Source organism: Trinickia sp. Z7 (genome assembly GCF_056498045.1).
On sequence record NZ_JAUEQW010000004.1, the window covers coordinates 83,266 to 96,905 of the forward strand.

The 13,640-nt window shown below is 68.3% G+C and carries 14 protein-coding genes; 5 read left to right on the plus strand and 9 right to left on the minus strand.

The window, feature by feature from the left end; genetic code table 11:
* The 4 genes from QQS38_RS09230 to QQS38_RS09245 form a co-directional block, all read right to left on the minus strand.
* On the minus strand, positions 1 to 2,334 hold the full coding sequence (locus QQS38_RS09230; RefSeq protein WP_479645073.1) for a hybrid sensor histidine kinase/response regulator: 2,334 nt from the start codon (positions 2,332 to 2,334) through the stop codon (positions 1 to 3).
* A 188-nt stretch (positions 2,335 to 2,522) separates the two neighbouring features.
* A complete protein-coding gene (locus QQS38_RS09235; protein WP_479645074.1) occupies positions 2,523 to 3,116 on the minus strand; it encodes a PqiC family protein in 594 nt (197 codons plus the stop codon).
* Positions 3,113 to 4,423 (minus strand): MlaD family protein, encoded by a 1,311-nt coding sequence (locus tag QQS38_RS09240; RefSeq protein ID WP_479645075.1) that lies wholly within the window; start codon positions 4,421 to 4,423, stop codon positions 3,113 to 3,115. Before QQS38_RS09240 ends, QQS38_RS09235 begins: the two co-directional genes overlap by 4 nt.
* Complete coding sequence (locus QQS38_RS09245; RefSeq protein ID WP_479645076.1) at positions 4,420 to 5,625, minus strand: paraquat-inducible protein A; 1,206 nt, start codon at positions 5,623 to 5,625, stop codon at positions 4,420 to 4,422. Before QQS38_RS09245 ends, QQS38_RS09240 begins: the two co-directional genes overlap by 4 nt.
* A 304-nt stretch (positions 5,626 to 5,929) precedes the next feature.
* Here QQS38_RS09245 and QQS38_RS09250 point away from each other — a divergent pair, with 304 nt between their 5' ends.
* The 4 genes from QQS38_RS09250 (at position 5,930) to QQS38_RS09265 (ending at position 8,935) form a co-directional block, all read left to right on the plus strand.
* Positions 5,930 to 6,700 carry a CoA transferase subunit A gene (locus QQS38_RS09250; RefSeq protein ID WP_479645077.1) on the plus strand — a complete coding sequence of 257 codons (771 nt, stop codon included), beginning with the start codon at positions 5,930 to 5,932 and terminating at the stop codon, positions 6,698 to 6,700.
* 42 nt (positions 6,701 to 6,742) lie between these two features.
* The gene (locus tag QQS38_RS09255; protein ID WP_479645078.1) at positions 6,743 to 7,423 is read left to right on the plus strand and encodes a 3-oxoacid CoA-transferase subunit B; all 681 of its coding nucleotides are present in this window, start codon (positions 6,743 to 6,745) and stop codon (positions 7,421 to 7,423) included.
* 112 nt (positions 7,424 to 7,535) lie between these two features.
* The gene (locus QQS38_RS09260; RefSeq protein ID WP_479645079.1) at positions 7,536 to 8,222 is read left to right on the plus strand and encodes a 2-hydroxychromene-2-carboxylate isomerase; all 687 of its coding nucleotides are present in this window, start codon (positions 7,536 to 7,538) and stop codon (positions 8,220 to 8,222) included.
* Positions 8,219 to 8,935 carry a Crp/Fnr family transcriptional regulator gene (locus QQS38_RS09265; protein ID WP_479645080.1) on the plus strand — a complete coding sequence of 239 codons (717 nt, stop codon included), beginning with the start codon at positions 8,219 to 8,221 and terminating at the stop codon, positions 8,933 to 8,935. Before QQS38_RS09260 ends, QQS38_RS09265 begins: the two co-directional genes overlap by 4 nt.
* 44 nt (positions 8,936 to 8,979) lie before the next feature.
* Here QQS38_RS09265 and QQS38_RS09270 read toward each other — a convergent pair whose 3' ends face one another.
* The 3 genes from QQS38_RS09270 to QQS38_RS09280 form a co-directional block, all read right to left on the minus strand.
* Positions 8,980 to 9,222, minus strand: coding sequence for a YXWGXW repeat-containing protein (locus QQS38_RS09270; protein ID WP_479645081.1), 243 nt, complete (start codon positions 9,220 to 9,222; stop codon positions 8,980 to 8,982).
* Positions 9,223 to 9,376: 154 nt separating this feature from the next.
* A complete protein-coding gene (locus tag QQS38_RS09275; RefSeq protein ID WP_479645082.1) occupies positions 9,377 to 10,525 on the minus strand; it encodes a DUF1501 domain-containing protein in 1,149 nt (382 codons plus the stop codon).
* 3 nt (positions 10,526 to 10,528) lie between these two features.
* On the minus strand, positions 10,529 to 11,917 hold the full coding sequence (locus QQS38_RS09280; protein WP_479645083.1) for a DUF1800 domain-containing protein: 1,389 nt from the start codon (positions 11,915 to 11,917) through the stop codon (positions 10,529 to 10,531).
* A 251-nt stretch (positions 11,918 to 12,168) separates the two neighbouring features.
* Between QQS38_RS09280 and QQS38_RS09285 the strand changes: the two genes are divergently transcribed.
* Positions 12,169 to 12,654, plus strand: a complete 486-nt coding sequence (locus QQS38_RS09285; protein WP_479645084.1) for an aminoacyl-tRNA deacylase — start codon at positions 12,169 to 12,171, stop codon at positions 12,652 to 12,654.
* 22 nt (positions 12,655 to 12,676) lie between these two features.
* Here QQS38_RS09285 and QQS38_RS09290 read toward each other — a convergent pair whose 3' ends face one another.
* The gene (locus QQS38_RS09290) at positions 12,677 to 13,204 is read right to left on the minus strand and encodes a periplasmic heavy metal sensor (protein WP_479645085.1); all 528 of its coding nucleotides are present in this window, start codon (positions 13,202 to 13,204) and stop codon (positions 12,677 to 12,679) included.
* A complete protein-coding gene (locus tag QQS38_RS09295; protein ID WP_479645367.1) occupies positions 13,201 to 13,635 on the minus strand; it encodes a hypothetical protein in 435 nt (144 codons plus the stop codon). The genes QQS38_RS09290 and QQS38_RS09295 overlap by 4 nt, the downstream gene beginning before the upstream one ends.
* Positions 13,636 to 13,640 lie beyond the last annotated feature (5 nt).

A 13,640-nucleotide genomic window follows, 5' to 3' on the forward strand; every position in this document is an offset into this window, starting at 1 on the left:
TTAGATCTGCGGATCGAGGTCGATCACGCGCGGCGGCAATGCTTCGATGAGCCGCAGCAATTGCGACGGATCGAGCGGCTTGACGTAGTGATGGTCGAAACCCGCCTCGCGGCTGCGATGGCGGTCGGCCTCCTGGCCGTACCCCGTCAGGGCGACGAAGACGCAGCCGTGGGTCGTTTGCTCGGCGCGCAGGCGGCCCACGAGCTGGTAGCCGTCCATGACCGGCAGCCCGATGTCGATGACGGCGAGCTCAGGCACGAAGCGCCGCGCGAGCTGCAGCGCGGCCGACGGATCGGACGCGGCTTCGACGTGATGGCCGCACTCCTTCAGCAGTTCGGCAAGCGCTTCCAGGCCATCGACGTTGTCGTCGACGAGCAGCACGCGCCTCGCATCCACGAGTTCGAGTGCGCCTGCGCGCAGGGTCGTCTCGGCACGCGCACCGCCCGCGGGCGGATGCTTGGATGCCGCCGCGGCGCCGTGGGCCATCGAGGCCGTGCGCGGCAATGGCTCGGCGGCGTGCCGCGCTATGCGCTCGCCGGGAATGCGCAGTGCGAACGTGCTGCCGCGTCCCACGCCCGCGCTCGTCGCACTGACGCTTCCGCCATGCATTTCGACGAGGCTCTTCACCAGCGCCAAGCCGATCCCAAGGCCGCCTTCCGCACGATCGAGATTGCGCTGGCCCTGAAAGAACAGCTCGAACACGCGCGACAGTACGTCGGGCGCGAGGCCGATGCCATTGTCGCGCACGCTGATCGCGATCATGCCCCCCGGCTCGCGCTGCGCCGTCAATTCGATGTGCCCGCCCACCGCCGTGTAGCGTGCGGCATTCGTCAGCAGGTTCGAGACGACTTGCGCGAGGCGCGTGGCATCGACGCGCCAAACGAGGTCCGGGTCGACGTCGATCGTCAGCGTGTGCTCACGGTGCTCCAATAGAAAATTCGCCATCTCGACGGCATTGGCCAACACGTCGGCGACCCGTACCGTTTCCTTCTTCAGCTCGATCTTGCCGCGCGTGATGCGCGAGATGTCGAGCAGATCGTCGACGAGTCGAACCAAATGGTCGACCTGCCGCGCGATGATGCTCTGCTCGCGCAGCGTGTCGCCTTCGGTGCGCATGCGCATCAGTCGCAGCGCCGTGACGATCGGCGCGAGCGGATTGCGCAGCTCGTGCCCGAGCATTGCAAGGAACTCGTCCTTGGCGCGGCTCGCCTGTCGCAGCTCGGCGACGAGACGTTCGCGCTCCGCATGCGATTTCTCGAAGCGGCCGCGGGCGCGCACCTGTTCGGTCACCTCGACGGCCACCGCGATCACGCCGTCCACCGTCTGTTCGACGAGGCGCAGCGGTTCGAAGTGAAACGTGAAGTAACGCGGCTCGAATGCGCCGTCGGGCCGCGTCATGTCGATGCGTACGTCCGCGCCCACGGTGGGCTCGCCCTGTTCGAACGCGCGTGTCAACAACGCGCCGATCTGCGCGCCGTGATCCGCTTCGGCGAAGACCTCCGCATAGCGGCGGCCCGCGAGCGGCGCACCGCCCGCGAGCTCCCGAAACCGCTTATTGGCCAATTCGAAAACGTGCTGGGGCCCGCACAGCAATGCGGCGGCAACCGGCGCGTTCATGAAAAGGGCATCGCGCTGGCGCTGCGCCGTGCGCACCGTGGCCTCCGCGCGATTGCGACGCTCCACCTCGCGTTCGAGCGCCATCGCCTTTTGCTGCCAGAGCGCGATGAGCCGATGCGCCTGCGCATCGTCCTTGCTCGTCAGCAACTCGCTCGGCAGCACATGAGTGTGCGCGGCGCAAATGTGCTCGAACACGGGGCTGTGTTCCGCGTTGGAGAAGAGGGCCTGAGGGTAGGCGCAAAACAAGGTGAAACGGTGCCGGCGCGCAAGCTCGTTCCACAGCGCTTCCAACCGCACCGCGGCCTCGTGCAACCCTTGCTCGCACAGCAGGCTGACCATTTCGCCGAATGCATGCAACGGGCCGCCGCCGGGTACGTCCGCGGACGCGACGAGGGCGCCCACCGATGCGGAAAACAACGCTTCGTCCGGCGCGCCGTCGACCATGAAGCGCGCCAGCGTGGCCTCGGCATCGAGCGCCACGAAGCGGCCGTCGTCATGCGCTCGGCCGCCGTCGTCACGCTGGAGCTCGTCCAAGCGCGCGCCGATCGCAAGCAAATGCGCCTGCGTGGCGATGACGATCGCCCTGCCTCCGGCGTGCATCGCCCGCGAAGCGAACCGCGCGACTTCGGCGACGAGCAGTGAATCGGCTTGATAGAACCGAACGAAATGCCCTGGCTCATCCTGATGCGAATTGAAACCCGGTGCGGCAACTGCCATAGCGCAATACCTTGGGGCTCGGTCACCCCTTCGTTGGGAACGGTTGATTGATCGAGCGGAGCAGGTCGCATCCGATCTCAAGACGATAACGCTGCCCCGCTTATCGCCGATAGCAAGCCTCGGACCTACGGCAACGCTAGCGGGGCCGGATCCCGTTTATCGAACGCGCCCCAGTTCCAGTGCGCGCCTCAGGGTTGCTGCGCCAGGGAGAGCGCGATTCGATCCGCCAGTTGCCCGATGATGCGGCTCAAGGCATCGGCGATCGCCGCCGAATCGTCCGAGGACATCGGCTCGCTCAACGCCACGTCCTGCATCAACAAGGCTTTGGCCGGCTGCCCGGCCGTCAGCGTCCAACTGCCTTCGAGCGTCAAGCGACCGTCTTTGTTGGCGCGCAGATCGAGCACCGTCACGACGATGCCTCGGGTTCCGTCGGGCGCAGGCGCCTCGGGCAGCACGAACGCGCCGGGCGGCAACCGCGCGAGCAGGTCTTGCGCCAGCGCGTGCCGCACAAGCTGCTCCAGCGGCGCCCCCCAATGATCGTTCTCGCGCACCGAAAGCCGATGCGACGCATCCTGGGCGACGACTTCCGGCCGATCGAGCGCGGCCGGAACGCGCACCGCGCCCAATTGCACGGTCGGCATCGCGCGGAGCGCCGCCCCCTTCGTCGCGAGCGGTGCGCTAGAGGGAACCGCGTCGAGGGAGAAGTAGCGCGTCGGCGGGCTGTGCCCGCATGCGGTAAGCAGCAGCGCCGCGGCCAATAGCGACGTCGTCTTCCGTGTCATTGCCCACTCCCTTGCTTGCCGCGCACGAGCGCTTCCGGATGGCGGTCGAGATAATCGGCGAGCGAGCGCACCGAGCGCGCCATTTCGGTCAACTGGCGCAGCGCTTCGGGCAAATCGTTCTGGCGCATCGGATCGCCGCCGATCGTGCGATTGGCGGCCGCCACGGCGCTATCGGCCTCGTGCGCCGTTTGGCGTAGTTGCGCGACGAGCGGCCCGAGTTGCGGCGACACCTCGCGCAGCGTGCGGTCGACCTGTGCGATCGAGTGGTCCAGGTGGTCCAAGCTATCGGCGATCTGCGGCGACGCGGACAAGGTGCGAATGCGCGCCGCGATGCGGCGAATGTCCTCGCCGGTCTGCTCGATCGGCAGTGCATCGATTTTCGTCATCACGTGGTCGGCCTTCGTCATGACGTCGTCCGCTTTGGCCATGATCGCGTCGACATCGCCCGAAGGCGCGCTCGGGATGTCGGTTTCGCCCGCCCTCGCCGCCAACTCGGCGCTGGGCGCGCCGGCGACGAAGTCGAGCTTGACCTCGCGCGCGCCGATGATCGGCGGATCTTGCGATAGGCGTGCACGCAACCCCGCCGCGATCAGGCGCCGGAGCATATCGTCGACGACCGGCCGCCAATTGCCGTCGGCCGGCTTGACGCCATCGGCCAGGCCGAGCGTGCTCGAATCGATCGCCACCTCGACCGGCGAATCGAGCGTACCCGTGGCCGCATCGTATCGGAGGCCGACATGCGCGACTTCGCCGATGCGAAAGCCGCGCAGCCGCACCGGTGCGCCCGCGTCCAGTTGCCCGACCGCGCCCGGAAAGCGAATCACGTATTTCACGACCGGGCCGCGAGGCGCATAAGCGCCCTCGCCTCCGACGAAGCGCCGCGTCTGAGCACCGGGTCCCGGCTCCATGACGATCTCCGGGCCGCCGAGCATCGCCTTGGCCGTGGAGGGATCGCTCAAATCGATCTGAGCGCCCTTCACCCAAAAACGTGTGCCTTTGCGCAGATAGCGCTTGGCACTGCGATCGATCTCGGCTTGCACATCGACATGGCGGCCGTCGTCGTCGAGCGAGACGTCCCGCACTTGGCCGATGCTCACGCCGCGCAGCGTCACCGAGGTATCGTCGGCCTTCATCCCATAGGCGTTGTCGAACACGATCGTGACCGTCTCGCCGCCATGCACGAGTGCGCGAATGCCGAGCCAGGCCGCCACGCCGCACGCGGCGATCGGCACGGCCCAAATCCAGCCCGGCCAACGCGTGCGGCGCAAGTCGGCGGCCTCGGTGCGGGGCTCGTTCAGATCGTTCACGCGCGCCTCCGCTGGGCGGCGTCCCACATCAGACGCGGATCGAATGCGCGCGAGGCCGCCATCGTCAAGAAGACGACGAGCGCGAACGCGGTCGCGCCGTCATCGGGACGCGAACTCGCCAAGCCGCCGAACTGGATCAACGGCGCGAACGCCGCGATCGTGAACACGTCCACGTTCGACCAGCGCCCCAGTTCGTCGATGAGCCGGTAGACGAGGGTCTTCGTGCGCAGGTGGCGTGTCGAGCGACGCAGGGTCGAGACGATGAACCACGCCATGCCGAACAGTTTCGCGAACGGAATCGCGATGCTCGTGCCCACGATCAGAATGCCGAGCGGCCACAACCCGGCTTTGAACAACTCGGTGACACCATCGATGATGCGATGCGTGACGGGATGCCCGAGCTGCATCGAAGTCGTCATCGGATACAGATTGGCGGGGAACGCCAACACGAACGCAGCCACACTGAGCGCGGCGGCGCGGGCGATCGCATCAGGCTTGCGCTTGCGCAGCTTCAACCCGCAACGCGGGCAGGCACGCCCCTCGTGCTGCACCGGGGCGATGAGGTCGCACGCCGTGCACGAGAGCACGCGCTCGCCGGGCGCGACCTCGCGCTCGGGCGCAATCGCGCGCCAAACGGTGCGGCGATCGAGCGTGGCGCGCGTCACCATCGACATGAACGCGGCCGCGACGAAGCAATAGCCGCCGGCGTCGATCGAACCGGTCAAGTCTTGCGTGACGCGCGAATAGCCGACGAAGCAACCGAGCAAGAAGACATCGGGCATCGCCCAGGCGTCGAGCCAAATCGTCCAGCGGTAGCAGCGTCCGAGCCAACGCGGGCGCCAGCGCAGCAGCACCGCCGCGAGCACCATCGAGAGCGCGGAAAAGCGCACGAGCGGCAGCACGATGCCCGCCAATCCGAGCAGCACCGCCAACAGTTCGAAACGTTCGCGCCACATCAGCACGATCCCCGATGCCAGCACCGACGAGCGCTCGCCTCCGAGCAGATGAACGGTCATCAGCGGCGAGAAATTGCCGGGCAGCAGAAGAACGAACGTCGTCAACGAACACGCGAGCGCGGCCGCCACCGAGCGGCCGCTCGCGCGTTCGAGCGGATAGCGGCAAACGCGGCAGCGCGCGAGCATCCGCCCGGCCAGCGCGGACGTGTGCGCGAGCGCACCGCATTCGGGGCAACCGATCGTCATGCCGCCTCGCGCGCCGATCGCAGCCGCGCCCGATGCCGCGCGGCGGAGGCCACGGGCAGCGCGACGAGAAAACCAGAACAGCGAAACATCGGGGCAACCTCCTGACGCTCGGGGATTCCGTAAACGGGGACAAAGGCGAGAACCGTACGAGCATGGAGCGTTCCCGCTCGAAGCGATGAACTGTCATCCACAAGACAACTTGCCGGCGCGACGCGCCCTACACTGCGTCGCAATCGGCTCGCGCGGCGCAGTCCCCTTCGCGCGCGGCGGCGGCTCGTGTTGCACGAACCACGGAGAGAGGGCGATGCGCTACGTAAATAAAGTCAAATCGATCGAGGCGGCGCTGGCCCCCTTGCTGCCGGGCATGCGGCTGATGCTGGGCGAATTCGTCGGCGCGGGCGAGGCGGCTTGCTGCATCGAAGCCTTGCTCGCCAGCGGGATCGGCAACCTGACGCTGATCGCCAATACCCCTGGGCTGCGCGGCGGATTTTTGAAGGCGCGACTTTTCACGTCGGGGCAGCTTGCCGAGTTCATCGGCACGCACGTCGGCACGACGGACGAGTCGACCTGGGCCTACCTGACCGGCGCCGTGCGCGTGACCGAATTCTTCCCGATGGGAACCTGGGCCGAGAAAGTGCGGGCGGGCGCGATGGGCTTGGGGGGCGTGCTGATCCCCGTCGGCATCGGCATCCTCGATCAGCCGGGCATGTTCCCCACGCGCGACGCCCCGAAGGACAAGCTCACGCTCGACGGTCGCGAGTTCTTCGTCGAGCGGCCGCTCACGGCCGATGTCTCGATCATCAAGGGCTGGCGCGCCGATACGTTCGGCAACGTCGAATTTCGTGGCACGTCGCTGCAAAATCAGCGCGATATCGCCATGGCCGGCCGCTATACCGTGGTCGAAGTCAACGAGATCGTCGAGGTGGGCGCCATTGAGCCGGAACGCGTCGGCTGCCCGGGCGTGTTCGTCGATGCTGTCGTACAAGGGCTCACCCTGCCCGCCCAGCACGCGCTTTACCGCAACCAGTGGGCCAAGCTGGGCCGTCTGCCGCAAGAAACCGCCGCCAGCGCGTGAAGGCCCAGCGCAAAACCGACCGCTGCATGCGAGGAGACCACGATGCTGACCCGTACCTACCTGACCGATCCGAAACAGCGCATCGCGGCGCGTTGCGCGCAGGAGCTGGCAGCCGGCGAAGTCGTCAATCTCGGCCTGGGCATCCCGACGCTGACGGCGAACTACCTCGATGCCGGAGCGGGCATCGTTTTCCATACGGAAAACGGCGCGTTCGGATTCGGCGGGCGGCCCGCGCTCGCGGACATCGATAGCGACTTCACGAATGCGGGCACCGAGCCGATCACTCTGCCGCCCGGTGCGGCGCTGATGGACTTGGCGACCTCGCTCGGCGCAATGCGCAACGGCTATCTCGACGTGACGATCCTCGGCGCGCTGCAAGTGGATGCCTTGGGCAACCTGGCCAACTGGGCGTGCGAGCGCGACGGCAAATGGTGGCCGGGCATCGGCGGCGCGATGGATCTGTGCTACGGCACGCCGAAAGTGATCGCGGCGCTCGCGCATACCGACAAGCATGGGCGCTCGAAGATCCTGCCGCGCTGCACGCTGCCGTTGACGGGCCGCGGCTGCGTCAAGGTGATCGTCACGGAGCATGCGGTGTTCGACGTCACCGAGACGGGCTTGTCGCTGCGCGAAATCATTTCGCATGCGACACTCGCCGACGTGCGTGCCATGACCGATGCGCCGTTCGCGCTTTCGCCCGCATGGCGGCAGCTCGCGCCCTGAGCCGGAAAGCCGCTCCGTTGCCGGGGCGCATACCGCACGCGCGATAGACGGCGGCGCCCGACGAGACGCCGTCGATGTCCACTTGCCAACCCTAACCGGGAGAACTCATACGATGTCCAGCTCCACGACCGGCCATACGGCCGAATGGTTCTTCGATTTCGTCTCTCCGTTCGCCTACCTGCAGTTGGAGCAGTTCGACAAGCTACCCGCCACGCTGACGGTCCAAGCGCGGCCGATCGCGTTCGGCGCCATCCTGACGCAGGTGGGGCAACGCGGCCCGGCCGAGATTCCGGCCAAGCGCGTCTTCACCTACCGTCATGCGCTCTACCGCGCGCAAAAGCTCGGCATCGCCTACCGCATGCCGCCCGCGCACCCGTTCAATTCGCTCAAGGCGCTACGGCTCGCGATCGCGATGGGGAACTCGCTCGACGTGATCCGGCGCATCTTTCGGCATATCTGGCGCGACGGCCACGACGTCGCCTCGCCCGAAGGCTTCGCGGCGCTCTGTGCGGCCATGGATTACCCGCAAGGCGTGGAAGCAGTGGAAGCGCAAAGCGCCAAGGACGCGCTCAAAGCCAACACCGATCGAGCCATGGCGCTGGGCCTGTTCGGTGTGCCCACGTTCGTGCTCGACGGCGAGCTGTTCTGGGGCGAAGACGCCACCGAGATGTTCGTCGACTGCATCGGTTCGCGCGCCTGGCTCGATTCGCCGGAAGTGCGCCGCGTGAGCGCATTGCCGGTCGGCGTTCAGCGCCGCATGCCCGGTGCGGCAGCGGCCGAGCCCGCCGCGAACCCATGACGGCGCCGCCGCGCCCCGATGCCGAAGCCGGCCGGCCCGGCGTGGGGCGGGCGCGGCTCGCCCACATCGCAGCCTGGTCGCTCGAACTGCCCGAAGAGGAAGCCGAGCGTGCAGGCGCCGGCATCGTCGAAAAGAACTTTCCGCGCGGCGCCTGCATCTGCCCGAAACACACCGTGCTCGAAAGCTGGACCGGCGTCGTCTCGGGGCTCGTGAAAGTCGGCGCAGTCTCGAAAGACGGCCGCAGCGTCACGTTCACGGGGGTGCCGGCAGGCGGCTGGTTCGGCGAGGGCTCCGTGCTCAAGAACGAACCGCGCCGCTATGACATCGTCGCGCTGCGCAACACGCGCATGGCGTTCATGGACCGCGCGACCTTCATGTGGCTCGTCGAGCACAGCGTCGCGTTCAATCGGTTCCTCGTGCGCCAGCTCAACGAGCGGCTCAGCCATTTCATGGCGCTGCTCGAATACGACCGCATGCTCGATGCGACGCCGCGCCTCGCGCGATGCATCGCCTCGCTGTTCAACCCCGTGCTCTATCCGGGCGGCGGGGACCACCTCGAGATCACGCAGGAAGAGCTAGGCTTGCTCTCGGGCATCACGCGCCAAGTCGCCAATCAAGCGCTCAAAGCGCTGCACCAGGATGGCGTCGTCAGGCTCGAGTACGGCGGCGTCACCGTCGTCGATCTCGAGCGGCTGCGCAACTACGGCGCGTGAATCCCGCGGCTGCGCGGCCGGTCGCGACCGATTCGCGGATCGGATCAGTCGAGGGCCCAGTGGCCACGAACCCAATCCCAATGATTGCCGACCCACACGTAGTGCCCCTTCACCCAGTGATACTCGGGCGCGGGCCGTGCGGGCACGACTTCGACCAGCGGCGCGGGCCGCGGCGGCCGTGCCGGCTCGACCACGCAGGCGGACAGCGCGAGCGCGGCAGCCGACAGCAACAACGCCTGCGCGGCGCGTGAGCGAATAGGTGAAAAAGGTGAAAAACGAATCGACATCTAACTGCCTCCCTGGGTTGAATTGCCCCGTCACTCGTCACCGGTGAGCCCGGCGCGAGGCGGTGTGTGGGTGCCGCATTGCGGGCGATCGCGAGCGCGGCGTGACAGGGTTGCGCCATTGCCCGCCACCCTGCCCACCTGCGCTCGCGCTCGGTCAGACGGTAACGAGCCCCGTCAAGGGCTTGGCCTTCGTCGTCTGGGGAAAGAGCGACGCCATCGTGCGATGGGGATCGAGGCCGAAGGTCTCGCTCGCCGCGCCGGCGATCATCGCGTCGAGCGATGTGGTCGGGCGCAGATCGCGCCCCTCGTAGAGATCGGTCGCGCGCAAACCGGGCCAATCGGCCAGCACGCGTCCGCCCCGGATCGCTCCGCCCAACATCATCGCCGCGGTGCCGGTGCCGTGATCGGTTCCCTCGGTGCCGTTGACGGCCGCCGTGCGCCCGAACTCGGTCGCCACCACGACCGTCGTCTTGTCCCACACGGGGCCGAGGCCCTCGCGCAATGCACCGAGCATCGCGTCGAGCGACTTGAGCTGCGCCGCAAGGCGCGCGCTCTGCCCGCTGTGGGTATCCCAACCGCCGGTTTCGATCATGGCGATGCGGGGACCGTCCGCTCGCGCAAGAAAACTTGCGGCGACTTTTCCGAGACCGGCGGCATCGCCGCGCGCGCGGGCGCCGCCGGCCATCTCGCGAGCGGCCATGGCCGAGCGCCAAAGCGGCCCGAGTTGCGCATCGTCCTCGTAGAGCGCGCCCACGCGCAGCAGCAAATCATCGGGCGCGCTCGGCAAGCCCGAGGGCGCGTAGGAAGCGACGTCGATCTTGCCGCGCAGCGCCGCCGGCACGGTAGGCGCGAAGGCGATCGCTTCGGCCCGGCTCGGCCCGACGAGCGCGACCAAGCGGTTCAGCCAGCCGTCGCGCACGCTGTACGGGGCGCCGCCGCCGGTTTCGAGCACGTTCTGCCCGTCGAAGTGCGAGCGGTCGCGGTACGGCGTGGCCACTGCGTGCACGAACAGCGCCTGCCCTTGCGCGTAGAGTTGCGCCGTTTGCTGCAACGCGGGATGCAACGCAAAGGTGCCGTCGAGCCGTGTCGCAGCCGACGCATCGACGGCGATCGGGCCACGCAGCGTCGCGTACGCCGGCTCGGCATAGGGCACGACGATGTGCAGCCCATCGGCTGCCCCGCGCTGGATGATGAAGACGAAACGGCGCTCCGATTGCACGCTCGCGAACGCCATCCGCGGAGCGACGAGCATCGCGCCTGCGCCTGCGGCCGTGAACCTCAAGAAATTGCGGCGAGAGAGCATGGCTCACCTCCGTTGAAAGTCGGGGGACACGAGCAGGAGCGCGAGCGCCGTTTGCGCGCTTTCCGCGCGCGCGACGGCAAGCGCCGTCGCGGCACTGAGGGAGCCGGCCGTCAAGACGGGCCCGAGGGTGCGCGCATCGACGCGATCGCCCACGCGCGCCGCGATGCGCTGCGCAAGCTCGACCCGGCGCAGCAGCGCGTCGGGCGCGGCCCAGCTCGCGGCTAGGTCGTCGTAGCCGGCCGGGGAGCCCGGTCGCCAAACCGGCTGCCCCAATTGCACGAGCAGCGGCGCGGCTTTGACGCCGTCCAATTCGCGCGCGCCCAGCCCCCGCAGCGCTGAAATCGTCCAATCCCAAGGGGTTTTGAACTTGACCGGCGCGCTCGCCCACGGCTCCGGCGAAGCGACGAGCGCACGGTAGACGGTGGGCAAATCGCCGCCGCTCGTCTGAAACGCTCGGGCCAGCCGAGCAACGAGGGCGGGGCTCGGATCGTCGCCGGCGAAATGGCGGGCAAGCTTGGTGGCAATGTGATGCGCAGTAGCGGGCGCGGCGCCGAGATCGTGCAGGACGGCCAGGGCTTGAGCCTCGTCCGCCTGCCCGTAGCGCCGGCCCATCACCGTGCGCTCGCCGGGCTCGTGCAGACGAGGGCGGAACACGAAACTGCCGGGCGCGCCGCCATCGCCCTTCGGCCCGACGATGCTCCAACCCGTCAGCGCGCGTGCAAATTCGGTTACGTCTTCCTGCGTATAACCCGTGCGCACCCCGAGCGTGTGCAGTTCCATGATCTCGCGGGCCAAGTTCTCGTTCAGGCCGCGCTTGTGCTGGGGATCGCGCAGGTCCGCGCGCATTGCCGCGACGCTGTCGGGGCCGACCGAGCGCACCTGGTCGAGAAACACCTGCATGGCGGGGTGCCGTTCCACGGCGAGCAGCATGTCGTCGAAGCGCCCCAGCACGTAGGGACGAATCGCCTCGGCCTCGAACGCGCCCGCCAGCGCGGCCACCTGCGGCTTCTCGGTCGAAATCGCGAAGTGGTTGCTCCAGAAATGCACGAGGCGCTCGACGAACGGCGCGCGGCTCGTCAGCGCGCTCTGCACGCGGGCGTCCACGGCTTCGCGGTAAGCATCGCGCACCTCGGTCCTGACCATCTGCCGCGCCGCGAGCTTGGCCGCTTCGTCCGCGCCGCTCGCGGCCTTCTGGCGTGCGGCCGCGAGCGAGCCCGCCAGCGACTGCGCGTCGGGCATCGGCGCCCAGGCGGCCGGTTTCGGCTCGTAGCGATCGAATTGCGCGAGCAGCCAGGCTTTCGGATCGGCGGGCGGCGGCTCGTCGTCGCGCGCGCCCAGTCCGAAGCGGTTCAGCGCGATGGCCGCTGCGGTCAGTTGCGGTGAATCGGTCATGCTGGCCTCGCTCCTTGTTCGGCGTTGCGTCGGTAAGCCTTAAACGCGGCGGGCACTCGCAACCCGTCGCGAGTAGTTCATATTTTTCGTCGCTGCGAGGGCAGACTGCCAGCGGCGAGACTAGCGCTTCGAGGCGAAGCCGCTTCGAAGACACTGGCGCTACCCAGCAAACGGCCTATCCTAAGAGTGCGCCGCCCTCGCGCTTGGCGATCGCGGTCGTCTCCGCCCTTTCCCTCCTACGGAGGTCCGCCATGACGATGAGTGCCACCCTCGAAGCATGCCTGCACGACAAGGGCTGCCAATACGACGTCCTTCACCATCCGTACAGCCACTCGAGCATCGAAACCGCCGCCGCGGCCCATGTGCCCGGCGAATGCTTGGCCAAGACGGTCCTGCTCGAAGACGAGCAAGGCTACGTGGCGGCCGTCCTGCCGTCGACGCACGCGGTGCGCCTCTCGGAGATCTGGGAGATGACGGGCCGGCATCTGACGCTCGCGAGCGAAACCGACATGCGCGAACTGTTCAAGGATTGCGCGCCCGGGGCGCTACCGCCCGTCTGCACCGAATACGGCATGATGACCTTCCTCGACGAAAGTCTCGCCCAGCAACCCGAGATCTACTTCGAGGCGGGCGATCACGAAGAATTGGTGCATATGCGATCCGATCAGTTTCTGGCGTTGATGGACGGCGCCGAACGCGCGCGCTTCGCGCATCGGATGCAGGGCGTCTCGTTCTGACTCGGGCGCGCGAACGCGCCGCTTAGCGCGCGTTCGCATCCGAGGCGGGGTTCGGGTTCGACGCATTCGCTTGGCTAGCCGGCGGCTGCCGCCACTGCCCGCGCAGCGTCAGGCCTTGCGCGAAGACCGTGCGCTCGGCGGGCGTGAGCGTCGCGACGAACTCCGCCACGGCCGCCTCGACACGCTCGCGCACCGCGCGATCGGCAGCGCGCGTATTGGCGAGCGCGGCGTCGAGCGCCGCGCGATCGAACTGCGCGGCGGCAACGAGACGCAGCACGTCGCGCCGCCCTGCGCGCGCCTCCTGTACGAGGGGCCGAGCCTCCCGCCGAGCGTGCTGCAGGGCCTCCTGGAACTGACGTTGTCGTTCCGGCGAAAGACCCTGCGCGGCGAAGCGCAGCGCCGTGGGCGCCGCGACCCGCGCGCCGGCGGTGGCCTCGGCCGGGTGCCGAGCCGCGAACCAGCGATAGGCCCCACCCGCGATCGCACCCAACAGAAAAAGATTGAGCGCCACCGAGCCGATGCAAAGCGCCTTGATCGCACGTGTCGTCATTGCCCGCTCCCCTCGCCGCCGGAGCCATCGAATCCCGTCGATAAGTACGAAGGCTCGTGGTAGCCCACCGAATGCTCGTTCGCCGCCATCAGCAGCGACATCGCCATCGCCCCGGCGGCGAGACCGGCCACGCCCGCGCCGGCCAACGCGGCGCCCGACAGCCACCAGCGCGCGGGCCGCGCCTGTGCCGTGCGCGCTCGGCTCGGCGCCTGCGCCGACGCAACGATGCGGCGCTGCAGCGCACGATTGGGCGTCTCGACCACATCGGCGGCCAGCCCCGCGTCGAGCGCAGCCGCGGCCGCCAGCCATTGCTGCGCTTCGCGCGGGTTCGCTTGGGCATACGCTCGCGCCGCCGCGCGCTCGCCGTCGGGCCAGCGGCGCGGGTCGGCGCCATAGGCCTCTACGATCCGCGCAAATCGTTCGGGGGTCATCGTCG

Coding starts and splice junctions, on each gene's coding strand:
- QQS38_RS09285 (WP_479645084.1), top strand. CDS start 12,169: ATGACGATGAGTGCCACCCTCGAAGCATGCCTGCACGACAAGGGCTGC.
- QQS38_RS09275 (WP_479645082.1), bottom strand. CDS start 10,525: ATGCTCTCTCGCCGCAATTTCTTGAGGTTCACGGCCGCAGGCGCAGGC.
- QQS38_RS09250 (WP_479645077.1), top strand. CDS start 5,930: ATGCGCTACGTAAATAAAGTCAAATCGATCGAGGCGGCGCTGGCCCCC.
- QQS38_RS09265 (WP_479645080.1), top strand. CDS start 8,219: ATGACGGCGCCGCCGCGCCCCGATGCCGAAGCCGGCCGGCCCGGCGTG.
- QQS38_RS09245 (WP_479645076.1), bottom strand. CDS start 5,625: ATGACGATCGGTTGCCCCGAATGCGGTGCGCTCGCGCACACGTCCGCG.
- QQS38_RS09270 (WP_479645081.1), bottom strand. CDS start 9,222: ATGTCGATTCGTTTTTCACCTTTTTCACCTATTCGCTCACGCGCCGCG.
- QQS38_RS09290 (WP_479645085.1), bottom strand. CDS start 13,204: ATGACGACACGTGCGATCAAGGCGCTTTGCATCGGCTCGGTGGCGCTC.
- QQS38_RS09295 (WP_479645367.1), bottom strand. CDS start 13,635: ATGACCCCCGAACGATTTGCGCGGATCGTAGAGGCCTATGGCGCCGAC.
- QQS38_RS09235 (WP_479645074.1), bottom strand. CDS start 3,116: ATGACACGGAAGACGACGTCGCTATTGGCCGCGGCGCTGCTGCTTACC.
- QQS38_RS09260 (WP_479645079.1), top strand. CDS start 7,536: ATGTCCAGCTCCACGACCGGCCATACGGCCGAATGGTTCTTCGATTTC.
- QQS38_RS09280 (WP_479645083.1), bottom strand. CDS start 11,917: ATGACCGATTCACCGCAACTGACCGCAGCGGCCATCGCGCTGAACCGC.
- QQS38_RS09255 (WP_479645078.1), top strand. CDS start 6,743: ATGCTGACCCGTACCTACCTGACCGATCCGAAACAGCGCATCGCGGCG.
- QQS38_RS09230 (WP_479645073.1), bottom strand. CDS start 2,334: ATGGCAGTTGCCGCACCGGGTTTCAATTCGCATCAGGATGAGCCAGGG.